Annotated in this window: 19 protein-coding genes and 1 pseudogene; 7 read left to right on the plus strand and 13 right to left on the minus strand. The window is 67.3% G+C overall.

Annotated features, from left to right (window positions below; all coding sequences use genetic code 11):
* Positions 1-492: 492 nt before the first annotated feature.
* The gene (locus tag GA0070624_RS36155) at positions 493-876 is read left to right on the plus strand and encodes a hypothetical protein (RefSeq protein WP_245719033.1); all 384 of its coding nucleotides are present in this window, start codon (positions 493-495) and stop codon (positions 874-876) included.
* A 172-nt stretch (positions 877-1,048) separates the two neighbouring features.
* Here GA0070624_RS36155 and GA0070624_RS37040 read toward each other — a convergent pair.
* The 9 genes and pseudogenes from GA0070624_RS37040 to GA0070624_RS27500 all read right to left on the minus strand — a co-directional run.
* Positions 1,049-1,180: pseudogene (locus GA0070624_RS37040) on the minus strand (cyclase family protein); the annotation flags it as partial.
* Positions 1,181-1,457: 277 nt separating this feature from the next.
* Positions 1,458-2,618, minus strand: coding sequence for an aminotransferase class V-fold PLP-dependent enzyme (locus GA0070624_RS27465; RefSeq protein ID WP_091345767.1), 1,161 nt, complete (start codon positions 2,616-2,618; stop codon positions 1,458-1,460).
* Between the two features lie 129 nt (positions 2,619-2,747).
* On the minus strand, positions 2,748-4,298 hold the full coding sequence (locus GA0070624_RS27470) for a hydantoinase/oxoprolinase N-terminal domain-containing protein (RefSeq protein ID WP_091345768.1): 1,551 nt from the start codon (positions 4,296-4,298) through the stop codon (positions 2,748-2,750).
* Positions 4,295-5,383 (minus strand): S-methyl thiohydantoin desulfurase family protein, encoded by a 1,089-nt coding sequence (locus tag GA0070624_RS27475; protein ID WP_091345769.1) that lies wholly within the window; start codon positions 5,381-5,383, stop codon positions 4,295-4,297. Before GA0070624_RS27475 ends, GA0070624_RS27470 begins: the two co-directional genes overlap by 4 nt.
* Positions 5,380-6,081 carry an aspartate/glutamate racemase family protein gene (locus GA0070624_RS27480; RefSeq protein ID WP_176731908.1) on the minus strand — a complete coding sequence of 234 codons (702 nt, stop codon included), beginning with the start codon at positions 6,079-6,081 and terminating at the stop codon, positions 5,380-5,382. Before GA0070624_RS27480 ends, GA0070624_RS27475 begins: the two co-directional genes overlap by 4 nt.
* The gene (locus GA0070624_RS27485; RefSeq protein WP_091345771.1) at positions 6,078-7,067 is read right to left on the minus strand and encodes an ABC transporter ATP-binding protein; all 990 of its coding nucleotides are present in this window, start codon (positions 7,065-7,067) and stop codon (positions 6,078-6,080) included. The genes GA0070624_RS27480 and GA0070624_RS27485 overlap by 4 nt, the downstream gene beginning before the upstream one ends.
* Positions 7,064-7,951 (minus strand): ABC transporter permease, encoded by an 888-nt coding sequence (locus GA0070624_RS27490; protein ID WP_091345772.1) that lies wholly within the window; start codon positions 7,949-7,951, stop codon positions 7,064-7,066. Before GA0070624_RS27490 ends, GA0070624_RS27485 begins: the two co-directional genes overlap by 4 nt.
* Before the next feature lies 1 nt (position 7,952).
* On the minus strand, positions 7,953-8,966 hold the full coding sequence (locus GA0070624_RS27495; RefSeq protein ID WP_091345773.1) for an ABC transporter permease: 1,014 nt from the start codon (positions 8,964-8,966) through the stop codon (positions 7,953-7,955).
* Between the two features lie 15 nt (positions 8,967-8,981).
* Positions 8,982-10,607 carry an ABC transporter substrate-binding protein gene (locus GA0070624_RS27500; protein WP_141715201.1) on the minus strand — a complete coding sequence of 542 codons (1,626 nt, stop codon included), beginning with the start codon at positions 10,605-10,607 and terminating at the stop codon, positions 8,982-8,984.
* A 179-nt stretch (positions 10,608-10,786) separates the two neighbouring features.
* On the opposite strand from GA0070624_RS27500, the gene GA0070624_RS27505 reads away from it, so the two are divergent.
* The 6 genes from GA0070624_RS27505 to GA0070624_RS27530 all read left to right on the plus strand — a co-directional run bounded on the left by GA0070624_RS27505 (position 10,787) and on the right by GA0070624_RS27530 (position 19,526).
* Positions 10,787-11,800: an ABC transporter ATP-binding protein gene (locus GA0070624_RS27505; protein WP_245719035.1), complete on the plus strand. Its 1,014-nt coding sequence runs from the start codon at positions 10,787-10,789 to the stop codon at positions 11,798-11,800.
* Between the two features lie 10 nt (positions 11,801-11,810).
* The gene (locus tag GA0070624_RS27510) at positions 11,811-13,202 is read left to right on the plus strand and encodes a M20/M25/M40 family metallo-hydrolase (RefSeq protein ID WP_176731909.1); all 1,392 of its coding nucleotides are present in this window, start codon (positions 11,811-11,813) and stop codon (positions 13,200-13,202) included.
* A gap of 21 nt (positions 13,203-13,223) precedes the next feature.
* On the plus strand, positions 13,224-13,982 hold the full coding sequence (locus GA0070624_RS27515; protein WP_091345777.1) for a FadR/GntR family transcriptional regulator: 759 nt from the start codon (positions 13,224-13,226) through the stop codon (positions 13,980-13,982).
* A gap of 729 nt (positions 13,983-14,711) precedes the next feature.
* A complete protein-coding gene (locus tag GA0070624_RS27520; protein ID WP_218105340.1) occupies positions 14,712-17,060 on the plus strand; it encodes a thiamine pyrophosphate-dependent enzyme in 2,349 nt (782 codons plus the stop codon).
* Positions 17,060-18,709: an indolepyruvate oxidoreductase subunit beta family protein gene (locus tag GA0070624_RS27525; protein ID WP_091345779.1), complete on the plus strand. Its 1,650-nt coding sequence runs from the start codon at positions 17,060-17,062 to the stop codon at positions 18,707-18,709. Before GA0070624_RS27520 ends, GA0070624_RS27525 begins: the two co-directional genes overlap by 1 nt.
* 46 nt (positions 18,710-18,755) lie before the next feature.
* Entirely contained in the window at positions 18,756-19,526 is a 771-nt protein-coding gene (locus GA0070624_RS27530; protein WP_091345780.1) for a cyclase family protein, read from the plus strand.
* Positions 19,527-19,775: 249 nt separating this feature from the next.
* On the opposite strand, the gene GA0070624_RS27535 is transcribed toward GA0070624_RS27530, so the two are convergent.
* The 4 genes from GA0070624_RS27535 to GA0070624_RS27550 form a co-directional block, all read right to left on the minus strand.
* Positions 19,776-21,299, minus strand: a complete 1,524-nt coding sequence (locus tag GA0070624_RS27535) for an acyl-CoA mutase large subunit family protein (RefSeq protein WP_091345781.1) — start codon at positions 21,297-21,299, stop codon at positions 19,776-19,778.
* Positions 21,287-22,846 (minus strand): AMP-binding protein, encoded by a 1,560-nt coding sequence (locus GA0070624_RS27540; RefSeq protein ID WP_091345782.1) that lies wholly within the window; start codon positions 22,844-22,846, stop codon positions 21,287-21,289. The genes GA0070624_RS27535 and GA0070624_RS27540 overlap by 13 nt, the downstream gene beginning before the upstream one ends.
* A 4-nt stretch (positions 22,847-22,850) precedes the next feature.
* Entirely contained in the window at positions 22,851-24,899 is a 2,049-nt protein-coding gene (locus GA0070624_RS27545; protein ID WP_091345783.1) for an acetate--CoA ligase family protein, read from the minus strand.
* Positions 24,900-25,027: 128 nt separating this feature from the next.
* Complete coding sequence (locus tag GA0070624_RS27550; RefSeq protein ID WP_091345784.1) at positions 25,028-26,323, minus strand: MFS transporter; 1,296 nt, start codon at positions 26,321-26,323, stop codon at positions 25,028-25,030.
* Between the last annotated feature and the right edge of the window lie 26 nt (positions 26,324-26,349).

The following is a 26,349-nucleotide window of genomic DNA, read 5'->3' on the forward strand; positions in this document are numbered from 1 at the left end:
TCGATTCCCGTGTGAAGATCGCGCGCCTGCCGGTGGCCAGGAGATTCGCCCGCTGATGGATGTCGTGCCGTTCCGTGTCGGCTAGATCCTTGGTCGCCAGATTCTCGACGTTCGCATCAAGTTTTTGAGCGGGCGTAACGTCGTGTTGCCCGCTCCACATTTCGCAGACATGGGTTCTGACCAGCCACTTTGGGTGGCACGGCCGGTCGCCACGGCGGCCGGACATCGGCGCAGCGGGTGGTGGCGGCCGGCCAAGATCGGGCCGCGGGTCCCTGCGTGAGCTTGGCCCGAGGTAGGACGAAGGCTGTTCGTCCAGCTCAACTGGACTGCTCGGCGGTCCGAGGCGGAGCCTCTCTGGTGCTGTGACCACATAGGTTCGCCGAGTTGGTGGCGTGCTGGGTGACGTTCGGCCGGTTCCAGCGGCGGAGACCCGCACCATAGGATCTTGAGCCCAGGGTGGAGTGTCGGAAGGTGAGGATGGAAGGTCCGCAAATGCGCCTCGGCAAGGATGTTGCGTGGCTGGACATGGCTCGGACCGGTGAAGACACCTGGCGGGTCACCGCGGACTCGTGCTCTCGGCTGACGGCCGACTGCACCGCTTACCTCACCGATGCTGAGGTGGTGGACTTCGCGGAGGAGATGCTCTCGCGCTTGGGCGCGGCGTCGGGTGCGAGCTTCTCGGCGGCAGTGACCCCCGGCCGCAACAATCCCCTGGTGTTGAAGGCAGAGCCCGTCGAGGACGGTTTCGCCTTCTTCGTTCGCTTGACTCCCAATGGTGACGACGGCGCCTGTCACCTGCAGATGGAATTCGATCCGATCCCGATCGAGGACCTGCGTGAGGCGTTCCACGTGCAGCTCGGCCAGCCGCCGGCGTAGCCAGCGCGTACGCGCCACGGTGTCGGCCCAGGTGGCCATCCTGACCGCCCTGGACACCGAGATCGCCGCCTTGGAAGGCCACGAGCTTGCCGGCCGGGACGATGCGGCGTCTCTCCGCCTTGCCGGTGATCCAGTGGATCGGCGCGTCGAAGTGGGTCCGGGTGTGCTCGCCGGTGCGGAAGTTGTTCCAGTACCAGGCCGGCCGGCGGTCGTCGTACGCGCTGATCTCGTCGAACTCGAACCTCGCGGTCTGGCCGAAGTGGTCGGGCAGTTGAATTGTCGGTGTATCGGAGCTCAGCGGCACGGTGAGGTCGACGATCTCGATGGAACCGGAGCGTCGGCGGCGACGAGGGCCGACAGGATCGGCATCGGAAACCTCCTGGGCAGTTGTCGACGATCAATGACGTCTGGTTATGGGGCCCATCTCTAACCGTCGAAAGAGATGGACAGGCATTGGATTTGTTGGGAGGACCTTGCTCGGAACCGGCGCCAAGGCCCGGAACTGTTGTTGAGGCACCCGAGAACGCGACCGTTCACTGGCCATCGTCTGTCTGCGGGCGCCGCGCCGGACCCCCGGTCGGTCAGGACCTGAGCCGCCGGTATTCGCGGATGGCCTCACATACCGCGTCTACGTCCGACTCACAGTTGTATCCGTGGAACGACAGCCGTAGCACGGCACCGCGTGGGCTGGTCGAGATGCGCCGCTGGGCAAGGAAGGCTGCCAAGTCGTCGGGATTCTCGTCGACGAGCGCAACCATCGGTCCGCGAAGCGACGGGTCGGCAGGTGACCACAGCCGCTCGCCGTCGCTCACCAGGCGCGCCTGCGTGGTGTCCACCAGGGACCTGACCTTCTCGTCGACCGCATTGGATGACGTCGAGGACAGGACGGTGAGCCCGGCGGCCGCCGCGTAGGCCGACGGAATCGAGGGCGTACCGGTCTGGAATCTGCGCGCGTCCAGAGCGAAGTCCAAGTCACGAGGATCGAACCGGAAGGGGTCGGCCTGGCCGAACCACCCGGTGAGCTGAGGCATGCACTCATGGGCGACAGTGTCGCGGACATAGAGGAACGCGATCCCCGGGAGACCAAGCAGGTACTTCAGCGACCCGGTGACAAGGTAGTCACAGTCGATCGCCTTGACGTCGACAGGAAGGACACCGCACGCCTGGTATCCATCGACGAACACCTTCGCACCGGCTCTGCGTGCGGCCGAGACAGCCTCGTCGACGGGCATCCGTGCTCCATTGCGGTACGAGACGAGGGGGATGGAGACAAGCCCTGTCTGCTCATCGATCGCATCGACATAGTCCTCGGCGGCGACGATCCCTTCCCTATGCGGCACATGAGCGATCTCGGCACCCCGCGGCTGCTGGGCGAGCCAGACCTGGGCGATGGAGGGAAACTCCATGTCCGTGGTGACGATCTTCGGCCGGCGTTCCCAGGAACGGCTCGAGGCGACGTGGTAGGCCCCTTCAGAAGCGCAGGACACGACCGCGATCTCGCAGGGTGCGGCATTGATGAATCTGGCGAAGAGATGCCGTGCCCGTTCTACCTCCCTCGTCCAAAGGTCCCACGGAGCTCCATGCTGCCGCATCGTGTGCTGCATCTCGAAGAGTGCAGCGGTCACCTGCATGGACAGCGCACCCTGGCTGCAGCTAGCCAAGTGCACCAGCTCGGACAGAGCCGGGAAGAGTTGACGGAACTCACCGAGTGTGTCGGGTTCAGTGGCCAGGGGGGCGCTCATCGGGAACATCCTCACAGTGGAAGAGACGTCAGGTGTCAACGGGCAGACCGCTGAGCAGTCAGGGCATCGGGGGGTAGGAGCACGAAGGAAACCAACGCCTGCCACGAGCGGCCAGACGCCTGGTGCCGGTCACACACGAGCGCCCGTCATGGCCAGGTCTCCGACAACCTTGACCCGCACACGAGTCATCGCCTTTTCCAGGTATGGCAGCGGAATCTCCTCGACCTCCACCACGCGCAGGGAGTCGCCGTCCGCGCCGTTTGCCCGTGCGCGATCGAAGGCGAGCCGTTGAGCGGTCCCGAGGATCTCCTCTCGCCCGGCGTCCAGCTTCATGATCTGATCCACTTCACCGCTCACCTGAGCGATGGCCGCCCCGACGGCATTGGCGACCTCGAAGTGCTCCGGGCGGATCACGTCGGAGATACCCTTCAGCTCACCCGGTACGAGGACGCTCCCACCACCGACGACGATGACCGGCTCATCACCACGAGCGAGCTTCATACGGTCGAGCGTCTCTTCCATCATCGCCCGCATGGTGCTCAGCCCGCGCGCGACCAGCCCGGGGTCCAGATCGGCAACCCGCGAGGAGTCACCCAGTGACGTCAGGCCGCCAGCCACCGCCAGATCCGTCGCGGTGAGTGTCCCCCCGCCGAAAACGACCGCCTGCTCACTGATCGCGTGACCGACACTGGTGGGACCGATGGCGGGTTGATCGCCCACCACCACGGTGCCACCCCCCAACGCGATGGAGATCAGATCGGGCATGCGGAAGCTCGTACGTAGGCCAGCGAACATCGCGTTGACTGAGGAGGCACGGGGGAAACCCTGGGCCAGGGCACCGACATCAGCGGTCGACCCGCCCACGTCCATGACCAGGGCGTCCTGGTAGCCGGAGAGAAAGGCGGCACCTCTAATGCTGTTGGTCGGACCAGACGCGAACGTCAGGACCGGGAACTTCTCGGCAGTTTCGGCAAGCATCAGGGTGCCGTCGTTTTGGGTGAGGTAGAGCGGTGCCTTGATGTCTCTGTCGACCAGACTGCGGCGGAACGCCGCCACAGTGCGTCGGGCGAGCGGGCGCAGGGACGCGTTGATAGCCGCCGCGTTCTCACGCTCAAGGAGCCCCAGCCGCCCTACCTCGTGCGAGAGCGTGATGCTCAGGCCTGGGGCCGCGTCCTGGATGATCCGCGCCGCGCGACGCTCCATCTCGGGCGAGATCGGGGAGAAGACGGCACTGAGCGCGATCGACTCGACCCCCGTGTCGACGAGCTTCCGCACCGCGCTTCGCAACTCGTCGGGGTCCAGAGCCGACAGCTCCCGCCCGTCGAACTCGTTTCCGCCGTGCACGAGCACCGACGAACCGCCGACCGCTGCCCTCAAATCGCCAGGCCAGTCCTCGAGCGGCTCGACGGCTTGCGTTGCGGGCAACCCCAGCCTGATCACCGCTGTCGGCGCGAGACCCTGTTGGGTGATCACGGCGTTGGTGAAGTGCGTGGTTCCGATCATGACCGCCAGCAGAACGTCTGGGGTGGCGTTCGCGTCGTCCAGCAACGTCCCGATGGCGTCGGTGATGCCGGACATCACGTCGCTGGTGGTCCGGGTCTTGACCTTGCAGACCAGTTCTGCGCCGTCCATCAAGACGGCGTCCGTGTTGGTGCCTCCGACGTCGATTCCGATTCTCATGCCAAGTCCTCCAACGGCTGGAAGGCCAATTCGTATCCGAACGCCCTCGGACCAACCACCTCGAGCGCCTCTGGGGTGCGAAGCTTCGGCGAGCAAGGGATGCCGAGCACGCTCACCCGATAGCCGTACCGCAGCATCTCGGTGGTGACGGGTTCTCCGTCGTCGCTGTTGACGATGCAGATCAGGTCGGGCACGGTTGCGACGACTATGCCGTCCCGCCACGCGATGAGGTTCTCGTTCTGGAACGAGATCGTCATCTCGGACCCGGCGTAGGCTTGCGCGCCTTCCATCTGCACTCGGCCTCTCACCCAGCCGTCCGCAGTTCGACGATCGACATCTACGATCTTGCCTTCGAAGAGAACTGTCCCGTCGGTCGCGGAGAGGATCTCGGAGATGATGGAGTCGGAGTGCCGCTGGCGCGCCCCGCGCACCTTCTCGCCGATTTCCCGGGCCCAGCTGAGCGTGCCTGCGATGGCCGTCCTGCGGGCATCAGCGCCGGACATGTAGGCGACCGCGCAAGCGGCGTGGCCGCCCATCTCCACGGCAGCACTTCTGGTCAGCCGCTCCAGCCAGTGCACGTTGACCCCACTGGGATAGACGATTTGGTTCCCCTTGTCGTCACAGACCGCGCACGGGAAGCACGACAGGCTATAGATGAAGTATGTGATCATCGGAAGCGTGGGGAAAGCCCGCCCCATACCGTCGGCGTCGATGATCGGGATTCCCATCCGCGCCGCCGCGATCATGGGCTCGATGGAGTTGCCCCCACCGATCTCGGCAGGTATCAGCGCGTCGATTCGGTGACCGACGTGTGATTCGAGAGCGCGCACCGCTCCCACGGACTCGGTGCCTCGGGGTAGTTTCTCGATGGTTACGGTCGGCGCTCCCATGCCCCCGACGGTGCAGATGCGCCACTCGTCAGGAACGTCGTTCAGCGCGACAACCTCGACGTCTAGCCCTTCACGCAGGAGCCTGTTGGCCATGAGCTTTCCGACGTGAGGGTTACCGCCGCCGCCGGTCCCGAGAATGCCCGCCCCGATCGCGATCGACTCGAGATCCTGCTCTTTGATCTTCCACGTCTTCATGCTGCATCCGTTCGCCATCTGGGCATTGCGTACGCCCGTGGACTGTGACTGACTCCTGCACACACCTGGGCGGTGATGGCCCCAATCGCCGCCAAGGTTGGATCGATGACGGGCACCCCGCGGCTGCTGACCACCGCGCTGACTGCTGTGGTGGTCGCACACATGCCGGTGCATCCCAGGATCACGACGTGAGCCCGGTCCTCCGAGACGGCTCGCTCCGCCTGCTCGATCAGGCCGGCCGTCAGACGCTCGGTGTCCCCAAGTTCGGCTACCGGCATCTCGACGCTGCGCACCGACGCCAACCGCTCGGATCCCACGTAGCGCCGTGCCTGTTCGGCAGCGATGGGTGCACCACTTCCGGATGGCAGGATCACGGAGAACCGACCGCCCAGCGTCGTCGCCAGCGTCATTGCCGACTGCGCGGGCCCGACGACCGGCACGTGCGTCAGCTCACGCGCCGCGGCGAGCCCCGGCTCCATGAAGCAGTTCACGACGATGCCGTCGAAGCCCTCGGCCCTCGACTCCGTCACGAGGTCGAGCACTCCCGGCACCGCACGGGCCTTGTCGGCACGACATTCGATCGACGTGGGCCCACGCGACAACCAACGGCTCTCGACCTCGATGAATGGTGGGAGAGGGGGCATCGGATCCTCGTCCAGCACCCCCCTCTTCACGGGGTGGATAACCAAGATCTTCATCCGACTTCCACTCCATTGGGGTGCCATGACTCGGCCGCCCAGCACGCGGCGTCGTGGCCACCGATCTGGCGCAGCTCGGGTTGCTCTCCGCATGCGGGCCGGGCATGGGGGCACCGCGGGGCGAAGCCGCAGCCGGCGGGCAGGGCGGTCCCCGCGGCCACCTCTCCCGGTCTGCTGGTCGACAGCTCCGCCCGGGCCGACGGATCAGGTCGTGGAACCGACCGCAAGAGCAGTTTCGTGTACGGGTGCAGCGGTGATGTGAAGACTTCCTCCGCGGGACCCTTCTCGACGATCCGCCCCAGGTACATGACGGCCACGTCGTCGCTCATGAACCGGACGACGCCGAGATCGTGCGAGATGAAGACGTAGGTGAGGCCCAGCTCGTCCTGTACGTCCTTGAGCAGATTCAGCACCTGGGCCTGAACGGAGACGTCGAGCGCGGAGGTGGGTTCGTCGAGAACGATCACGTCGGGTTCGGTGGCAAGAGCGCGTGCGATGACCACACGCTGACGCTGGCCGCCCGACAGCTCGTGGGGGTAGCGCTGGAGATGATCGATGTCCAGGCCACAACGCTCGAGCAAGATCGTGACGCGTTCGTTCAGCGAGGACCGCTCGACAATCCGATTGGCCCGCAAAGGCTCGGCCACGATCGCCTCAACCGTCATCCGAGGATCGAGCGAGGTCTGCGTGTCCTGGAAGACCATCTGGATCTTCGGACGAACCTGCTTTCGCTCCTGACGGGTGAAGCGCGCGAAATCCCGACCGTCGAGGCGCACCTCTCCGGTGGTGGGCTGGAGTAGGCGCACCGCGATTCGCCCCAGGGTCGTCTTCCCGCACCCGGACTCACCGACCAGCCCCAACGTCTTGCCGTGTGGCACCGTGAGGCTGACCCCGTCCACCGCCGAGAACTCATCGACAACGCGCCCAAGCAGGTCCCGGCGCACCGGGTAGCGCTTAGAAATGTTCGACAGGGTGAGAGAGCTCATCTCCGGCTCCTGGGGTCGAGCAGGTCACGCAGCCCGTCGCCGGCCAGGTTGAAGGCGAGGACCGTCAGCACGATCGCCAGCCCTGGGAATGCCGCGACCCACCAGCCATTCATGAACACCGCGCGCCCATCGTTGATCATCGTTCCCCATTCTGGTGTAGGAATGGATACGCCGACGCCCAGAAATCCCAGGCTCGCCGCTAGCAGAACCACGAACCCCAGGTCCTGCGATGCCTGGACGATGATCGGGGCGATGCTGTTGGGGAGGATGTGACGACGTGTCACGCGCAACCACGAGCTTCCGCCCACGCGGGCGGCCGAGATGTAGGTCTGGTGCCTCACCGACAGCACAGCGGAGCGCACCAGTCGGGCGTACCAGGGCCAGCCTGCAATCGCGACGGCGATGACGACATTCTGCAGGCCACCCCCGAGCGTCGCGGCCACCGCGAGGGCGAGAACCAATGTTGGGAAGGCGAGAAACATGTCGGCGATGCGCATGATGACGGCGTCGACTCGACCGCCAACCGTGCCGGCCAGCACTCCGATGGGAACGCCGACGGCGACGATGACCGCCACCGCCAAGATGCCGATGCGCAAGGAGATGCGGGCGCCGTAGACCACCCTCGCCAGCACGTCACGTCCAGCGTCGTCGGTACCGAACGGGTGCGACGTGCTGGGAGCTTCCAACCGGTGGAGCAGGTCTGGCTTCACGGGGTCGTACGGGGTGAGAAGCGGCGCGACGAGCGCCACGAACACGAGCAGCAGAACCAGACCGATGCCGAACAGCGTCAGCGGGTTCTCACGCAGCAGGTGCCAGCTTTCGCGACGCCGACGTCGACGTCGTTCGCGCACGAGCGCTCTGCGCTGCGACGATTCCGTGGACATCTCAATACTCCCTGAGAACGGGGTTGAGCAACAGGTAGAGCATGTCCACGACGAAGTTCGCCGCCAGGTAGACGACCGCCAGGACGACAGTGACTCCCATGATCGCGGGATAGTCCAGGTTGGTGATGGACGTCGCCGCATAGGTGCCGACGCCCGGCCAGCCGAAGATCCACTCCACCACCAGCGCGCCGCCGATCAAGGCGCCGAACAGCAGTCCCACCACAGTCACCGTCGGCATCAGGGCATTGCGCAGGGCATGCCTGAGCACGAGGCGGTGAGCCGAGATCCCGCGCGCCCGTGCCGCGCGGATGTAGTCCTGCTCTAGGACCTCGAGCATGGACGCCCGGGTGATGCGACAGATCCCCGCCAGGCCCGCGAGGGCCAACGTCAACGCCGGCAGAATGATGTGCGCCAGGGCGTCACTGAACGCGGTCATGTCGAGTGCGATCAGGCTGTCTACGGTGTAGAACCCGGTGACCTTCGGCGGCGGGGCCAAGCCATCGGTCAGGCGTCCCACCGCCGGCAACCAGTCAAGAACTCGGAAGAACACCAACTGAAGCACCAGGGCGAGCCAGAAGGTCGGCAGCGCAGCGCCCAGGACTGCGATCACGCGGGCGACATGATCCGGTGCCCGGTTCTTCTGCGCCGCCGCCATCACTCCGAGTCCGACGCCAACGATAACCATGATCGCCAGAGCCAAAAGAGCGAGCTCCAGCGTCGCCGGCAGCAGTGCCGCGATGTCCGATCTGACGGGCGAGCGGCTCTGGATGGAGGTACCCAGGTCGCCTCGCACCAGCCGTCCCAGGTAGCTCAGGTACTGATTGCTGATCGGGTCATCGAGCTTCCACTGCGCTCGCACGTTTGCGATCGTCTGTGGGTCGGCATACGGGCCTGCGATGGCTCGTGCCGGGTCACCTGGCACGCTCCGCACGATCGCGAACGTGATCACGGTGACTCCCAGGAGGACGGGCACGAGCGCAAGCAGGCGGCGCAGGCCGAGGCGAAGGATCCGCAAGGTTCACCTCACGTCTCAAGACTTCGACAGCGCGTAGAAGTCGAGAAGCCCGTTGTAGTAAGGGTTGTAAACAAACCCATGAACGTCTTTCCTCATCGCGGTCAGTGCCTTGGGCTGGTCGATCCAGATCGCCGGCACGTCTGCATTCATCGTGGTGATGAGCTGCTCGTACATCGTGGAGCGTTGGGCCTGGTCGGTCTCGGTCTGCGCGCCGTCGATCAGGGCATCGGTTTTGGCGTCTCCCCAGCCGGGGTTGATGACGGTGGTGGCATCCGTGTTCCACCACATGAGGATGTCGCTCGGGTCCGGGATGGCCGCCCACATCTGGAAGCCGGCCATGTCGAACGGCTTCTCACCCTTGGGCTTGCTCAACTTGGCGAATAGCACGGGCCAGGTGCTGATGTTGGTCTTCACGGTGATGTGGGCCTCGGCCAGGCTGCTCTCCAGGATGAGGGCCAGGTTGCGCCACTGGTTGAGGTCTGCGATGTCGAACTGCAGGGTGAAGCCGTCCGGGTAGCCCGCCTCGGCCAGGAGGCGCTTGGCCGGCTCCACATTGCGGTCGAATCGCTTCGCCTGGTCAGGGATCTTCGGCCACACCGTATTAGGGATCGGGCCGAACACCCGATCCGCCTCCCCGGCGTATGCCTGCTCGATGGCGGCCTTGTAGTCGAAGAGCAGCGCTATGGCCTCGCGGACGCGGGGGTCCTTCATCGGCCCCTTGTCGAGGTTGAAGACGATCTGGTCGATGGTCGTCGTGGATGCGCTGTCCACCGTCACGCCCTCGCCGTGCTTCAGCTGCTGATAGACCTGGATCGGCAACGAGTCGGCCGCGAGATCCAGCTGGCCCTGGGTGAGCAGGAGCTGCGCTGTGCTCGGTTCCTTGATGATTTTTTGAACGAACCGTTGGACGTGCTTGCCATCCCAGCCACGCCAGTACTTCTCGTATGCGTTGAAGGTGATCTGCTGGTTGTGCTGCCATGTGTCCAACTTGTAAGGGCCGGTGCCGCACTCGTGGTCAGTGAAGTAGGCAGCGGCCCAGTCGCCCTTGGTCTTCTCGTTGGCCTCGACGCACGCCTTGCTCGGGCCCATATACACGCCGCGCTGGCCGGCGAGAGTGGGGAGGAACGTCGGACTGGCTTGCTTCAGGTGGAATGCCACCGTGCGTGGGTCGACTACGGCGACTTCCTTCACGTTGCTCCAGTACTGTGCCGCCGGAGCCTTCATCGCAACGATGCGCTGCCAGGTGAACCGCACCTCGTCCGCGGTGAACGGCGATCCGTCGTGGAACATCACCCCGTCACGCAGCTTGAAGGTGTACGTCAGCCCGTCATCCGAAACCTTCCACTCCGTTGCAAGGGACGGGTGGATCTTGCCGCTGGCATCAAGATCGGCGAGTCGGTCGTAGAACGCGGTTAACGTCTCGAGTCCGCCCCCGGTGGACACCTGCTGCGCGGGGTCCAGCGAGGTCGGATCGTTCGCCCGACTGATCGTCATGACGCCGGTTTCCGAGCCCGCCACGCCCTTCGACTTGCCCGTGACATCCGCGGTGCACCCTGCACCCGAGGCACCCAACACGGTAGCTGCGACGAGCGCAGCAAGACGCTTGGTGGTTCCGAATCCTCGGCTCCTCAACACACCCACCTCACCATTCGCTCCTAGGGGCTGACCCGCGTAAGGCCGGCCGCGGTGCGTGAAAGCTAGCAGCCCATCGAGGCTTGGGAAAGCACCCAAGTTGGAAAACTTTGTGTTCCATCCTGGCCGATTCGGCTCTACGATGGCGGGCGTCGTCGTCCGTCGTCCCCTAGCTGCAGGGAGCCATCGTGTCGCTGCTCGAGGTACAGGACTTGCATACGGAGTTCAGAACACGTCATGGCGTCGTGCGGGCGGTGGATGGCGTCACCTTCTCGGTCGAACCGGGGGAGACGCTGGCCCTCGTGGGCGAGTCCGGCTGCGGGAAGTCCGCGACGGCGATGTCGATCATCGGGCTCCTACCAGGAGGCACCCGCGGCCGCGTCGTTCAGGGCACCATTCAGTTCGAGGGCCGCGACCTCAGGTCGCTCTCGGAGCGTCAGATGGAGGATGTGCGTGGTCGCGACATCGGCACGATCTTCCAGGATCCGAGCACGTCGCTGAATCCCAGCTTCACGATCGGCAGCCACTTGGTGGAGGCGCTGCGCCGACATTCCTCGCTGACCAAGGTGCAAGCACGAACACGTGCCGTCGAGCTCCTCAGCGAGGTCCGGATTCCCGATCCGGCCCGGCGTCTCGACGGCTACCCCCACCAGCTCTCGGGCGGAATGCGTCAACGCGTGATGATCGCCTTGGCGCTGGCCTGCGGCCCTCGTCTACTCATCGCGGACGAGCCCACCACGGCACTCGATGTGACAATCCAGGCCGAGATCCTCGCCCTGCTGGCTCGCATCCGTGAGGAACGTCGAATGAGCATGCTGCTCATCACTCACGACATGGGAGTGGCGGCGCTGACGGCCGACCGGGTGGCCGTGATGTATGCCGGCCAGATCGTGGAGCATGCCGCCGTGTCGGAGGTGTTCGCACATCCCGAGCACCCGTACACCGAGGCGCTGATGGCCGCGATGCCGACAGTGGGCGGCACAAACGTACGGCACGGCCGGCTGTCGGCGATCGGAGGCGCTCCGCCCAACCTCATCGACCCGCCAACGCACTGCCGGTTTGCTGATCGCTGTCCGCATACGCGAGAGGCGGACGGATGCACCACCTCGATGCCGCAACTGCAGGAGCTTCGTCCAGGCCACTGGGTGCGCAGCTTCCATGCGGCAACCGAACGCATGCGGGAGGGGTCCCATGCCCAGTAGTTCAGACCCGATGAGCTGGGTCGACGCCAACAGCGAGCAGCTGATCGAAGAGTTGCGCGAGTGCTGCCGCATCCCATCCATCTCGGCTGAGGGCGGCCCTGCGATGGATGAAATGGCTCGGTGGTTGGGTGACCAGCTGGCACCTGTACTCGACGAAACCAGGGTCGTACCGGTCGCGAACGCCGCTCCCGCCGTCTTAGGGCGCGCGCAGGGCGCCCTGCCGTACACGATCCTGTTGTACTCGCACTACGACGTCCAACCAGTGGAGCCTCTCGGCGACTGGTCCGCCCCGCCGTTCGCCGCCGAACTGAGGAACGGCCGCATCATTGCCCGCGGGGTGGCAGACGACAAGGCCGACATCATGGCACGACTGCATGCCATCCGGGCCTTTCGCGCTACAGGTCGCCCGCTACCGTGCTCACTTGTCTGGCTGTCGGAGGGCGCCGAAGAAGTGGGTAGCCCGGGTCTGCGCCACCTGCTTGAGGAGTATGCTGAGCTGCTCCGGGCCGACGCCTGTATCTGGGAGAGCTACCTGCGACGCGACGACGGCCAACCCGAGATCGGCTTCGGTTGCCGGGGAATCGTCTACGTCGAGCTGACCTGCCGTCTGCTCAGCCGCGACCAGCACTCAGCGTTCGCGGGAGTGTTCAGGTCAGCCGCAGTCGAGCTCGCGCACGCGCTTGCCACGCTGGTCGACGTCGATGGTCGCCCCACGGTCGACGGGTTCGGCGCCGACGCGACTAGGCCGGACGAGGGAGACGAGGCCGCCGTCGCCGCCGTGGAGGTGCCGTCGGCAGCGGAGGCGGCTCTGCCCGGTCGCAGGGTCCTGGTCGGCCGACCGAACGCCGAGATCAGCCGCCGCATGGTCCTGGAACCAACAATCAACATCTCCGGATTCAGTGCCGGTTACACCGATCCGGGGGCCAAGACAGTGCTCCCTGCGCATGCCACCGCCAAGCTCGACATCCGTCTGGTCGATGGACAAACGCCCGACGCCGTGGTCGATCAGCTGCGGAGGCACCTGGACCGGCACGGCTTCACCGACGTGAGCATTGAGGTGTTGCACAGCGAGCCGGCCTCGAAGGGACCCCGTGACTCAACGCTGGCTCGCGCACTCGTGCAGGCCGCTCGCGACTGCTTCGGCGAGCCCGTCGTCTATCCGATGGTTCCTGGGGCCGGTCCATTGCACATCGTCAACGAGGCCCTCGGCATCCATGCCGTCATGCCGCCCGGCTCCACCCGAATGGCAAGCGGCATCCACGGCCCGGACGAGAGCATCTCGGTGTCGGACTACCTCGACCACGTCAAGTTCACGGTTCGCATGTTCGAACGTGCCGCTGAGATCGAAGCGGCGTTTCAGCCCGACCACGGGGAAACCTACAATCTGACCATCACCGCCTAGGTTTCGGGGGAGCCGAATCGAATGAGTCAACAGTTTCAGCCGATCCAGGGGCGCGGGACCGTCGATGCGGTCGTTCAACGCCTCGGCCGAGTCATTCGACAAGGCACCTTCAAACCAGGGCAGAAACTACCGCCCGAACGGGTTCTCGCCGAACAGCTGGAGGTGAGTCGGCAGACCATTCGCAAGGCTATCCGCGAGCTGGAGAAGGCGCGGGTGGTCAGAATCGTCTCGGACGGTGGGCCGGCTAAGGGCGCCACCGTGGTGACCAGTTACGTTCCTGCGTACCTCCTCGACGGGCCCGCCCCCGAACCCAACGTCAGTGAAGTCGCCAATGTCTTGGCCGCCCGCAGACTGTTCGAGACTCCGGTGGCCGTTCTTGCCGGACACCTAATGACGCACGAGGACCACGAGCGGATCCGCGAGGTTCTCGACCTACAGCGGACGGCCAAGGACCTGGAGGGGGTTCGGCAGCTGGACCTGCGCTTCCACCTCGCGATTGCGGAGGCGACCCACAATCCCACCATCGTAAGTTTGATGCACGATCTGCTGGAACGTCTGGAGATAGCCCGACACGTCCTCGCCTACGACCCCGATGCCGAGATGCGGGAGTCCATTGCGATGCACGAACAGACGCTGGACGCCATCGCCAGCCGCGACGAGCAGCGCATCAGGAAAGTGATGGATGCCCACATGGCCATGATGGAGCACGCTTGGGAGCGCGTCACCGGCTACACCCTGCCGCTGCCACCCACCACCCCGCGCCGAAACGTCGAAGAATAACTGGTCCCGGCGACTCCGAGACCGCCGGCCGATCTTCCTAGTTGCACCGTCGATTCTTCTGCGTGCTGTTCATGGGCGAGGAGTGGGCGGCCAGCATATCTTCGCCTCCGATAAGACCGACCGGGACGTGTCGCATGTACGTGGCGGTGAGGTTGGAGCGCCTCCGAGTACCTGACCGTCCGGCTGCCGCGAGTGTTGCCGATGACGTCGAGGCACTTGTTCGCCTGTTCATCGCGAGTTGACCCCAGCAGTGGTACGAGAGCGGGGGTATCCAGCAGGGTGTGGGTAGTTCGCCCGGCGGTAGCGGACCCGGCGAGCCCGATGGCGATGGACCCAACGTGGGCGCGGATCGACCTGTGCCAGTCCGCCTGAGCGTCCTTTCGTCGATCTGACGGTCGACAAATATCCGGCATAGGCGTTACGCTCACGCCCAGTCCAGTCTGCGCGGGCTCGACAGCTTGACGGCGCGACGCAAAGGAATCTGCATGACCGACACTCATGACGCCGTGATCGTGGGTAGTGGCGTCAACGCGTTGGGCGCAGCGGCCCTGCTAGCGCGTGACGGCTGGTCGGCCGCGATATGTGAGCGCAACAAGCTGCCGGAGGCGCGACCTGCACTCGCGAGGCCGTGTTCCCCGTCTACACCGTGGAACTGGTGTCGAGCTGGAACCCGTTGTTCTTGGCGGGCCGGCGTACGCCGAGCTCGCCGACGAGCTGGCGAGGCGAGGGGTGAACTACCGCAACACCGACCTGCCGGCCGAGGTGGTGCGCTACGTGGTCGCCCCCGGCTCCGCGGCCAGCAGCGTCATTGTGCGGGGGGTCCAGGCCCAGCTGGCCGTAGGGCTTGCACAGGGGCGATGTACCAGGGCGCGGCCTACTAGAGAGAAGTTCGCAAGAGGTCGAGAGGAACGTGGGATGGCTGAGCGGTCGTTCGCCACTGAAGTCCTGAAGCTGCGTCAGGGTGCCGGGAAGACGTTCACCGGCGAGGGGATCCTCGCGGTGACCAAAGCGCTCCTGCAGTCCGGTGTCGCCTACGTGGGCGGCTATCAGGGGGCACCTATCTCGCACCTGATGGACGTACTGGGGGACGCACACGAGATCCTCGAGGAACTCGGCGTCTACTTCGAGAACAGCGCCTCGGAGGCGACTGCGGCGGCGATGCTGGCCGCGTCGGTGCACTACCCGCTACGCGGCGCGATCACGTTCAAGTCGACGGTCGGCACCAACGTAGCCTCCGATGCCCTGGCCAACCTGGCCAGCGGCGGCGTGACCGGTGGCGCGTTGATCATCGTCGGTGAGGATTACGGCGAGGGCTCAAGCATCATGCAGGAGAGGTCGCACGCCTTCGCAATGAAGTCGCAGATGTGGCTGCTGGACCCCCGGCCAAACATCACTGCGATCGTGAACGCAGTCGAAACCGGCTTCGAGCTGTCCGAGGCGAGCAACACACCGGTGATGCTCGAGCTCAGGCTGCGCTCGTGCCACCTTCACGGGAGCTTCGTGGCCAAGGACAGCATCCGTCCGCCAATGACGGTCAAGGACGCCATCGAGAACCCTGTCCGCGACCTCAGCCGGATCGTGCTTCCGCCGGCGAGCTTCCTACACGAGCAGGAGAAGATCGCCAAACGGTGGCCGGCTGCGGTCAAGTTCATCCGCGAACGTGGTCTCAACGAGGTGTTCGGCGACGGGACCGCCGACGTCGGCATCATCGTCCAAGGCGGCCTTTACAACACCCTGAACCGTGCCATGGAACTGCTCGGCTGCTCCGACGCCTACGGCCGCACACGAGTTCCTATCTACGTCATGAACGTGACCTACCCCGTGGTGGACTCGGAGATCCTGGACTTCTGCGCCGGCAAGCGCGCCGTCCTGATGGTCGAAGAGGGCCAGCCCGACTACATCGAGCAGAACCTCAACGCCATCCTACGGCGGGCGGGTGCGACAGCCGCCCTGCACGGCAAGGACCTCCTACCGGCCGCCGGCGAGTACACGGCGACGGCCGTGACCCGCGGACTGTCTACCTTCCTGCACACGTACCTGCCCGACGCGCTTGACGGGGAGCCCGCGCTGCTGCTCCCAGACGACGACCCGCGAAGCCCCTTCGCCGTCCGGGTCGCACCGCCGGTGGTGCAGCCACGCCCGCCGGGCCTGTGCACCGGCTGCCCTGAGCGCCCGATCTTCAGCGCCCTCAAGCTCGCCGAGCGCGAGACCGGGCAGCACCACGTCAGCGCCGACATCGGTTGCCATCTGTTCGCCATCAACGAACCGTTCAACCTCGGGGCGACGACCATGGGCTACGGTCTCGGCTCGGCCGGCGCTGCCGCGCTGAACTCCCAGGACGCCGACCACCGGACGATCGCGATCATGGGCGACGGCGGGTTCTGGCACAACGGCCTGACCAGCGGGGTCGGCAACGCGGTCTTCAACAACAACGACCAACTGCTCGTCGTCGTCGACAACGCTTACAGCGCGGCAACCGGAGGCCAGGACGTCCTCTCCTCCAAAGCCGACAACCCAATCCGGTCGACCAAGCACCCCATCGAGAGGGCGGTCCGCGGGATCGGGGTGAGATGGGCTCGGACGGTGACCAATACCTACAAGGTCGCGGAGCTACGGGACCTGTTCGTCCAGGCCCTGACCACCAAGGAACCCGGCCCCAAGGTCATCATCGCCCAAAGCGAGTGCCAGCTGAACCGGCAACGGCGCGTCAAGCCCGAGAACGCGAAGGCGATCAAGGCTGGCAAGCGGGTCGTGCAGGAACGGTTCGGCGTCGATGCCGACACCTGCACCGGCGACCACGCCTGCATCCGCATTTCCGGCTGCCCGTCCCTGACGATCAAGCCCAACCCGGACCCGATGCGCACCGACCCGGTCGCCACGGTGCTGGACAGCTGCGTCGGCTGCGGCGTCTGCGGAGCGAACGCTCACGCAGCGTCCCTGTGCCCGTCGTTCTACCGGACCGATGTGGTGCACAACGAGACCTGGTTGGACCGGACCCTCGCTTGGCTCCGGTCGGCGTGGATCTCAGTGTTGTCGGGGCGCGTCGAGCGCCGAGCTGCGGAATTCGAGGTGGCCTGATGTCCAGCTGGGTTGATGGGCAGCGCCCGATCACGATCGCCATCCTCGCCATGGGCGGCGAGGGCGGCGGCGTCCTCGCCGACTGGATCGTCGCCATGGGCGAACGTGCCGGCTACACCGCCCAGAACACGTCCGTGGCCGGAGTCGCCCAACGCACCGGCGCAACCGTGTACTACGTCGAGATGTTCCCGCCGCCGCGCGGCAACCCGGCCGCTGGCGGCCGACTCGAACCGGTGCTGAGTGTCTTTCCCACTCCCGGCGAGGTGGACATCGTCATCGCGTCAGAGCTGCTGGAGGCCGGGCGAGCCATCCAGCGCGGCTTCTGCACACCCGACCGCACCGTCCTGATCGCCTCCACCAACCGGGTCTATGCGATCAGCGAACGGATTGCCCTGGGCGACGGCCGAGTGGACAGCAACGAGCTGCTGGAGGCCGCCCACCGCGGCTCCAAGAAGTTCATCGGCACGGACTTCATGCAGCTTGCCGAACAGTCCCGGAGCGTGATCAGCGCCTCGCTGTTCGGCGGCCTGGCCGGATCCAACGTCCTGCCGTTCTCCCGCGAGGAGTTCGAGGCCGCGGTATGCGACTCCGGCAAGGCGGTGGACACCTCGCTGGCTGCCTTCGCGCTGGGATACCAAGCTGCCCAACAGCCACCCCCGCAACCTACTCCTCGGCCCGTCGCGCCCAAGCGCGAGCCGGTTCCGGTGGCCATCGGCCGCCGGCCCTCCGGGGACGGCGCCGCTGTGGCGGCAGCGGAGGAGGAGCAGAGGCGGGCGGTGGCCACGACCGACCCGGGCCACCTCGTGGGACCGGGCCTACAAAACCAAGCCAAGCGGGTGGGCACCGAGTTCCCCGAGGCAGCCCGGTCGATGCTGCTGCGCGGCTGCGCACGGACCGCGGTTTACCAGGACCCCTCCTACACCGACCGCTACCTGGACCGGGTGGCACGGCTGGCGGCGCTGGAGCCGGACCCATCCGGTGAGGCGAGACTTACCACCGAGGCGGCAAGGCACGTCGCGCTGTGGATGTGCTATCAGGACACCATCCACGTCGCCCTGCAGAAGATCCGCCGCGCCCGGCTAGCGGGGGTGCGCGCCGAGGCACACGCCGCTCCCGGTCAGCTGATGCAGGTCCGCGAGTACCTCCACCCGCAGATCGACGAGATCACCGACACACTGCCCACCCGGCTAGGCCGTTGGCTGGCCGGGTCGGCGTTCTCCCGGAAATTGGTCGCACGGCTCACGCGCCACGGCATGGTGGTGAACACCACCTCGATCATCGGCTTCACCATGCTGTGGGTGATGGCCAGGATGCGGCCGCTGCGACCCCGGTCGCTGCGGTTCGGCCGTGAGCAGCAGGCGATCGACGCCTGGCTCGACCTGGCCGTCGCAACGGCGGCCGACGACTACGCCTTGGCCTGCGAGATCGTCGAGTGTCAGCAGGTGCTCAAGGGCTACGGCCAGACCCACCAGCACGGAACAGAGAGCTTTACAAAGCTCATCGAGGCAGCCGCGACGTTGGCGGCACTGCCCGACGCCGCGCCAGCGCTCGCCCGGCTCCGGTCGGCCGCCCTCGCCGACGAGGACGGCAAGGCGCTTCAGGCCGGACTCGCCGCGATCCAGAACCAGCCGACGACCCGTAGCGCCTGACCCGACGAACAGAGCCCACGAAACCGCCAAACGAAAGGAACCCCCGATGGCCGACCTCAGCAGTCTCGCCGCCCGGCTGGTCGACGGTTCGGTGGAGGTGATCGACCTGACCTCGCCGCTGCACCCGGGCACCCCGATCCTCCAGCTCCCCCCGGAGATGGGACAGACAGCAACATTCGAGCTGGAGGAGATCAGCAGATACGACGACCGGGGCCCGGCGTGGTACTGGAACAACTTCCGCACCGGGGAGCACACCGGCACCCACTTCGACGCACCGAACCACTGGGTGAGCGGAAAGGACCTCGACGACGTGTCCCAGGTCCCGGCCCAACGGCTGATGGGACCGGCCGTGGTCATCGACAAGACCGCCGAGGTCGCCGAGAACCCCGATTACCTCCTCGACGTCGGCGACGTGGAGAAGTGGGAGGCCGAGTACGGCCAGCTGCCCGATCACGCCTGGCTCATCTACCGCACCGGCTGGTCGGCACGCGGCGACGACCCGGCAGCCTTCGCCAACGCCGACGACAACGGTCCCCATACGCCCGGGTTGACCCCCGAGGCGGCTCGCTACCTCTCGGGGACCGGCATCCTGGGCTTGGGCGTGGAGACCGTGGGCACCGACGCCGGCGGCGCGTTCGCCTTTGATCCGCCCTTCCCGTGCCACCAGATGTTCCTCGGCGCCAACAAGTACGGCCTCACCCAGCTGCGCAACGTCGACAGGCTTCCGGTCACCGGCGCCCTCGTGATCGCCGCACCACTGCCGATCGTCAACGGTTCGGGAAGCCCATGCCGTGTCCTGGCCCTGGTGGCCCGCTGACGGATGTCCCTCGGTGTGCCGGTCCGGAAAATCCCGGACCGGCACACGACACCCAGCTCACAGCCCGGCTTGCTCCCTCCAGCGGGGCGGACCTCGCTTAATGGATCAGACTCCGTGCCGTTCGGGACCAGCCCGAGTTCTGCGACGCCAGGGACATCAGCCGGATGGCACGGGTGAGCGGGACGGTCCTGTGGTCGCCGGCGCAGCGACCGGCTCGCGTACGCCACCAATGGGCGCAGTGCACCGACGTCAGTACGTGGCGGTGGACTCCCATGCACCGTGGACAAGTCGTAGCCGCTGCACGATCTCACCGATGGTGGCGTACGCCTTCACCGCGGCCACGCAGGCATGCACCACATTCTCGCTGGCGCGCGCCGCATCAGACAGGTCCCTCAGGCAGCGCTCAACCGCGGCAGCGTCCCGCCCCTCCCGCAGCCGCCTCACCGACCGGGCCTGCTCCGCCTCCAGTGCGGGATCGATCGCGAACACCTCCAAGGGCTCGGCGTCCGCGGGCCAGCGGTTGAGGCCGACGACCACCCGCTCGCCCGTCTCGACCTCCCGCTGCAGCCGGTAGGCGCCATCGGAGAGCCGGCGAGCGAACCAGCCGTCCTCGACGCACGTCAGCGCGCCACCGCGCTCCTCGATCTCCCGTAGCGCCGTCCAGATGCGCTGTTCCAGGTCGTCGGTCAACGCTTCGACGGCGTACGAGCCGGCGAGTGGGTCGCAGGTCTGCGTGATACCCGTCTCGAAGGCAACGACCTGTTGCGTACGCAGTGCCAGCGTCGCCGCCGCCTCCGTCGGCACCCCGACTGCCTCGTCATACGCCGACACGTGCATTGTCTGCACGCCGACCAGGCCGGCGGCCATCGCCTCCACCGTCGCCCGGACGACGTTGTTGAGCGGCTGCTGCGCCGTCAGCGTGGAGCCGGCCGTGAAGGCGAAGATGCGCAGCTGCTCGCTGCGCGGGTCGCGGGCGGCGTACGTCTCGCGCATGAGTCGCGCCCAGACTCGGCGGGCCGCGCGGAACTTCGCGGCCTCCGGCAGGAAATCGGTGGTGATGGCCAGGAACGTGAACAGAGTCGGGGCCACTTGGTCGACGTCGAGCCCACGCCGGACCGCCTCGTCGAGATAGGCGCGAGCGTTGGCGAAGGTGAAGGCCACCTCCTGTACGGCGTCCGCCCCGGACTCGCGCAGGTGGTAGCCGCTCATCGCGAGCGACACCCACCGCGGGACGTGCCGGGAGATGTGCTCGATCACGTCGACCGACAGCCGCAGCGACGGGGTGGGCGGGAAGATCTGGGTGCCGCGCGCGACAAACTCCTTGAGCACGTCGTTCTGAATGAACATGCCGAACTCGCCCGGGTCGACGCCGCGCTTTTCGGCGAGGGCGATGAAGAGCGCCGCCCAGATGTAGCCGATCGAGTTCGCCGTCGTGCGCACCTGCGAGATGCGTTCGAGCGGGATGCCGTCCATGAGGATCTCGATGTCGGCGAGCGAGTCGATCGCCACGCCGACCCGACCCACCTCCCCCGCGGCGAGCGGGTCGTCAGAGTCCAGACCCATCTGCGTGGGCAGGTCGAGCGCGACCGAGAAGCCGGTGACACCGGCGTCCAGGAGTTGACGAAAGCGTTGGTTCGACTCCCGAGGCGTGCCGAACCCGGCGTACTGCCCCATAATCCATGGCGCGGGCTCGCTGGATACACCCCGTGTGTACGGGTACTCCCCCGGGCGCTCCGCGCCTTGGGGGGCGTAGTCGGACTTCAGCCGTTCCATGTTGCCGTTGCCTCCGCATTGAGCTGCTCGCGCAGCTGCTTCTTGGCGATCTTGCCGGTGGAGTTGAGTGGGAAGGAGTCGACGAGGCGGACGTCCTTCGGCTTCTTGTACGACGCCATGCGCGCGCGGCAGTGCTCGATGATCGCCTCGGGGGTCACGCTCGTTTCCGGCTCGACGGTGACGAGGGCAACGACGCGTTGGCCCCAGTCACGGTCGTCCACTCCGACGACGGCGACCTCGTGCACACCGGGCACCTCGGCGACGATGTCCTCGACCTCGCGGGGATAGATGTTGTAGCCACCAGAAATGATCATGTCGCCCTTTCGGTCGACGAGCCACAGCCGCTCGGCATCGTCCAACCGGCCGAGATCGCCGGTGTGCAGCCATCCGTCCCGAACGCTCTTGGACAGGTCCGCCCTGCCCTCGGCGTTCCAGTAGCCCGGCATGACGTGGTCGCCGCGGGTCACGACCTCCCCGACCTCGCCCACGGGCACCTCACGGCCACTCTCGTCGACGATGCTCACCTCGACGCCGAACGCCGGCCGGCCGGCGCTGGTCAGCAGGGCGGGCGCGTCGGTCAGTCCGCGTGCGTGGTCGGCCGCGTCGAGGATGGTGACCGGTGGGATGGCCTCAACCAGGCCGTAGTACTGGACGAGGTTGGGGGTGAGCCGCTCATGGGCCGCCCGGATCTGCTCCGACGGCATCGGCGCGCCGGCGTAGCCGAGCATCTTGAGTCCTCGCATGCGGTCGCGGTCGACCTCGGGCACGGCCAACAGGCGCGCAATCATCGTCGGTACCAGCGCGGTGTGCGTGGCGCCGCGGTTTTCGACGGCGTCCACCAGCGCCTCGGGGTCCCAGGTGGGCAGGATCAGCTGGGTGGCTCCGTGCGCGAGGAAGGGCAGCACGAACAGTCCGCTCGTGTGGGTGATGGGACCTGCGTGTACGTACACGTCGTCCGGCCCGGGCAGCGACCCGACCACGTCGGTCACCATGTTGACCAGGCTTGCCATCCGGTTGCGGTGGCTGCGCTGCGCGCCCTTCGGATGTCCGGTGGTTCCGCTCGAGTAGTGCAGACCGCACAGCGAGTCAGGGTCGCAGGACAGCAGCAGCGGTAGCGCGCTCTGCTCGGCGAGCAGCTTCTCGTACGGCCGGCCCGGGGCGTCGCCAATGACGACCACCCGGTCCGGGTCCAGGCCGGACCGCAGCTCCTCGGTCTGCTCCGCGAACCGTGCGTCGTAGACGAGGGCCACCGCACCACAGTCGTCGGCGATTCGCGCCCAGTCGCTGGGGTGTAGCCGGTAGTTCAGCGCGACCCGCACCAGGCCGGCGCCCGGGATTCCCAGATCGGTCTCGACATAGGTGTTCTGGTTCGGCTGCAAATCGAGTACCCGGTCCCCGGGCTGGAGCCCGAGCGAGCGCAGCCCGCGCGCCAGCCGGGCCACCCGCTCGCCGAACTCGGCGAAGGTCTGCCGGCCCTGCGGCCCGTCGAGGGCTCGGCGGCCAGCGTAACGGCGGGCGGATCGGGCGACGAGACGGCCGATGTCCATGTGCTCACTCCTCAGGGGGTGCCGCGTAGGCGGCGTCGAGGATGCGTGCTCCCCGGGGGAGCACGACTACGGGGTTCAGGTCAAGCTCGAAGCCGGCGGGCCAGGCGGCGACCGTGTCGGCGAGCCGGACGACGAGCTCCACGAGGGCGTCCGCATCGGCGCGCGTCCGGCCGCGGACGCCGGCGAGCAGCGACGCGACGCGCGTCTCGGCGATCATCTCCCGCACGTCGTGCGCGGTTACGGGCAGCAGCCGGAGCGCCACGTCGTCGAACACCTCGGTGAGTACGCCGCCCGGACCGACCGTCAGCACCGGGCCCAACGGGCTGGGTGCCACGCCGACGAGCACCTCGACGCCCTGATCGACCTGCTCCTCGACGAGCACGTCACCGCCCAACGCCGCGAGCCGGTCGTACGTCGCCGCGGCGTCGGCCTCGGTGACGTCCAGTACGACGCCCCCCGCCTCGGTCTTGTGCAGCAAGCCGGGAACAACGGCTTTGCACACGGCGCGACCACCTGCCTCGGCGACCGCGGCCACCGCGTCGTCGCGATTCGCCGCGATCCGATGCCGCGGTACCGGCAGGCCGGTCGTCGCGAGCAGCGCCTTGAGTTCGGCCTCCGTGGCGCCGGGTGCCGGGGCGGGAATGCAGCGGCTACCCCCGGGGAGCGCGACGCCGCGGCGCGGCCGACTCACCTGCCAAAGGGCCGCGGCCGCGCGTACGGCACGGGCAGGGGTCGGGTAGGCCGGAATGCCGGCAGCGTGCAGGGCGGCGGCCGCCGCCGGCGCGAGGTGCTCAGCGCCGGTCCGCGCGGCCAGGACCGGCTTGCCGGTGGCGGCGGCGATCCGCTCCAGCGAGGTGACCACCTGGGCGACGTCATCGCCGGTGAGGACGCAGAAGCACGCGACCACACAATCGACCTCGGGGTCGTCGGCGACCGCGTCCAGGGCCCGGTCGAACAACGACGGGTCGCCCATCACGGTGGCCGTGACGTCGACCGGGTTGGCCGTGGCGCCGAACGCTGGCACGATCTCGCGCAGGACCGCACCGGTCTGCGGACCCAGGGATGCCAGCCGCAGGTCGTACCGCTCGATCGCATCGGCAGCGAGGATGCCGGATCCGCCGCTGGTCGTCACCACGGCCACCCGGGGCCCGGCCGGGCGTCGGGGCTGCGCGAACGCCTGCGCGACGTCGAGTAGCTCGTCGACGTCCTCGACCCGCACGATGTCAAGCTGCCGCAGGGCGGCATCGACGACCCGGTCGCCAGCCGCCAGGGCACCTGTGTGCGAGGCCGCCGCCCGCTGACCGGCTTCGGATCGCCCCGCTTTCAGGAGTGCCACGGGCACCCCAGACGCGGCGAGCCGGCGCAGCGCGGCGCCGTCGGTGAGCGACTCGACGTAGCCGAGCAGCCCGGTGCACCCGGGCTCCTCGGCGAGCGCGCAGAGGGCTTCCAGCGCGGTGACGTCCGCCTCGTTGCCCGTCGTCACCACCTGGCCCAAACCGATTCTCCGCTCGAAGGCGAGGCTGACCGTGCCGTATCCGAGGGCTCCGCTCTGGCTGACGAAGGCGAGCGGACCGGGTACGAGCGCCGTCTGCGCGCCGGAGAACAGCGGACTGAACGAGGCCACCAGCCCGGTCTCGACGCCGACGGCACCGATGCAGTTCGGGCCGACGAGCCGCAAACCCCCGGCCCGCGCCTTCGCGACGATCTCGTCCTGCAGCCGCGCGCCCACCTCGCCGGTTTCGGCGAAGCCGCTCGAGCAGACGATGGCGACCGGGACGCCGGCGGCCACGCAGTCGTCGATCGCGCCCGGCACCTTGTCGGCGGAGACGAGCAGCATAGCGAGCTCCACCGGGCCGGGGCAGGCCTGCACCGACGGGTAGGCTGGGAGGCCGAGCACCTCGCCGCCGTCGGGACGGACCGGATAGACAGCGCCCCCGTAGCCGTGGCGGCGGAGGTACTCCACGGGCAGCCGGCCGAGCGAACCGGGTCGCGCGGAGGCGCCCACGACCGCGACGGAGCGCGCCGACCACAGTGCGCGGAGCGGGTTGGACACGGCTGAGGTCCTCACGTTTCTCTTTCGATCGTCAAGATGCCAAACGTTTTCGGAGATCGGCAGTCGCCTCGTCTTTGCCGCTGTGGACGGAAGGCGCACCGTCCGCGCGCCCTCCGCCCGTCAGCGGTTCAATGTGCGGACGCTAGCTCCGTTTCTGCGCTGCCTTCGCAAGCGCCCTCCCGCCGGTCGACGGGCGACCGCGGTATCAGCGCCACCGCCACGGCGCCGACCAGCGCCGGGATTGCGAAGGCGTAGAAGTTCGCCGCCAGCCCGAGGTCCGATGCGAGCACCAGGCCGCCGTACACCGGGCCGACGATCGCCCCGAGCCGGCCAACGGCCAGAGCCCAGCCCAGGCCGGTGGCGCGAGCCCGCGCCGGGTAGTGGTTGGCGGTGTAGGCGTTGACGAGGATCGTCGTGCCGATCGTGCAGGCCCCCGCGACAGCGACGAGGGCGTACAGCGCCAGCGTCGGCAGCCGGAGGCTGAGCAGGAAGATGCACGCCGCGGCGGTGAGCAACATCGCCGTGATGACGCGTTTGGACCCGAGGCGATCGGCGGCGATCCCCGCCAGCGGCGTGCCGATGATGGCACCGAGGTTGAGTACCAGCAGGAACGCCAGCGCCGACCCGAGGGGATAGCCGGCCTGGCGCATGATCTGGGCCAGCCAGGTGTTCAAGCCGTACACGAGCAGGAGGCCGACGGCGGTGCCGAGCCAGAACAGCAGGGTCGCGACCAGATAGCTGCGGGAAAACAGCGAGGCGACGGCGGACCGCTTCGTCTCCTGCCGATCCGGCGCCGACTCCGCGACGATGTCGCGCTCGTCGAGGACGAGCCCGAACCGGGCGGCCAGCCGCTCGGCCTCCTGGCGGCGTCCCTTGGCGAGCAGGAAACTCGGCGACTCCGGCAGCAGGGCGAACGCGAGCGGCACGAACAGCACAAGTGGCGCCATCCCGATCCAGAACATCGTGCGCCAGCCGAGCGCCGGGATCGTTGGGATCGCAATGAGCGCCGCGAGGATGCCCCCCACGGAGTACCCGCAGAACATCAGCGCGTTGGTGAGGCTGCGGTGCCGTGGGTGGGCGTACTCGATGGTGAGGGCGATGGCGGTGGGCACGACGCCGCCCAGCCCGATGCCGGCCACGAACCGGGCCAGGCCGAAAAGCTCGGGCGTGGGCGCGAGCGCGCACAGGCCCATGGCGAGCGAGAACCACGTCACGCAGCCGAGCATGATCCGGCGGCGACCCACCAGGTCGGTGACGGTGCCGACGACGGCGGCGCCGACGAGCATGCCCATGAGCGCGTACGAGCCGATGCGGCCGGCCTCAGGCGGGGTGAGCGCCCACTCATCACGGCCGAGTAGCGTGGGGACGACAGTGCCGTAGACGATGAGGTCGTAACCGTCGAAGATGATCGCCGCGAAGCACATGGCAACGACGAGGGTCCGGGCATGGC

Source organism: Micromonospora rhizosphaerae (assembly GCF_900091465.1).
GTDB lineage: Bacteria > Actinomycetota > Actinomycetes > Mycobacteriales > Micromonosporaceae > Micromonospora > Micromonospora rhizosphaerae.

Excerpts from the sequence above, each read along its gene's own strand:
- GA0070624_RS27510 (WP_176731909.1), top strand. The coding sequence starts at position 11,811 with ATGAGCTGGGTCGACGCCAACAGCGAGCAGCTGATCGAAGAGTTGCGC.
- GA0070624_RS27465 (WP_091345767.1), bottom strand. The coding sequence starts at position 2,618 with ATGAGCGCCCCCCTGGCCACTGAACCCGACACACTCGGTGAGTTCCGT.
- GA0070624_RS27490 (WP_091345772.1), bottom strand. The coding sequence starts at position 7,951 with ATGTCCACGGAATCGTCGCAGCGCAGAGCGCTCGTGCGCGAACGACGT.
- GA0070624_RS27485 (WP_091345771.1), bottom strand. The coding sequence starts at position 7,067 with ATGAGCTCTCTCACCCTGTCGAACATTTCTAAGCGCTACCCGGTGCGC.
- GA0070624_RS27515 (WP_091345777.1), top strand. The coding sequence starts at position 13,224 with ATGAGTCAACAGTTTCAGCCGATCCAGGGGCGCGGGACCGTCGATGCG.
- GA0070624_RS27530 (WP_091345780.1), top strand. The coding sequence starts at position 18,756 with ATGGCCGACCTCAGCAGTCTCGCCGCCCGGCTGGTCGACGGTTCGGTG.
- GA0070624_RS36155 (WP_245719033.1), top strand. The coding sequence starts at position 493 with ATGCGCCTCGGCAAGGATGTTGCGTGGCTGGACATGGCTCGGACCGGT.
- GA0070624_RS27475 (WP_091345769.1), bottom strand. The coding sequence starts at position 5,383 with ATGAAGACGTGGAAGATCAAAGAGCAGGATCTCGAGTCGATCGCGATC.
- GA0070624_RS27470 (WP_091345768.1), bottom strand. The coding sequence starts at position 4,298 with ATGAGAATCGGAATCGACGTCGGAGGCACCAACACGGACGCCGTCTTG.
- GA0070624_RS27535 (WP_091345781.1), bottom strand. The coding sequence starts at position 21,299 with ATGGAACGGCTGAAGTCCGACTACGCCCCCCAAGGCGCGGAGCGCCCG.
- GA0070624_RS27525 (WP_091345779.1), top strand. The coding sequence starts at position 17,060 with ATGTCCAGCTGGGTTGATGGGCAGCGCCCGATCACGATCGCCATCCTC.
- GA0070624_RS27550 (WP_091345784.1), bottom strand. The coding sequence starts at position 26,323 with ATGTGCTTCGCGGCGATCATCTTCGACGGTTACGACCTCATCGTCTAC.
- GA0070624_RS27480 (WP_176731908.1), bottom strand. The coding sequence starts at position 6,081 with ATGAAGATCTTGGTTATCCACCCCGTGAAGAGGGGGGTGCTGGACGAG.
- GA0070624_RS27540 (WP_091345782.1), bottom strand. The coding sequence starts at position 22,846 with ATGGACATCGGCCGTCTCGTCGCCCGATCCGCCCGCCGTTACGCTGGC.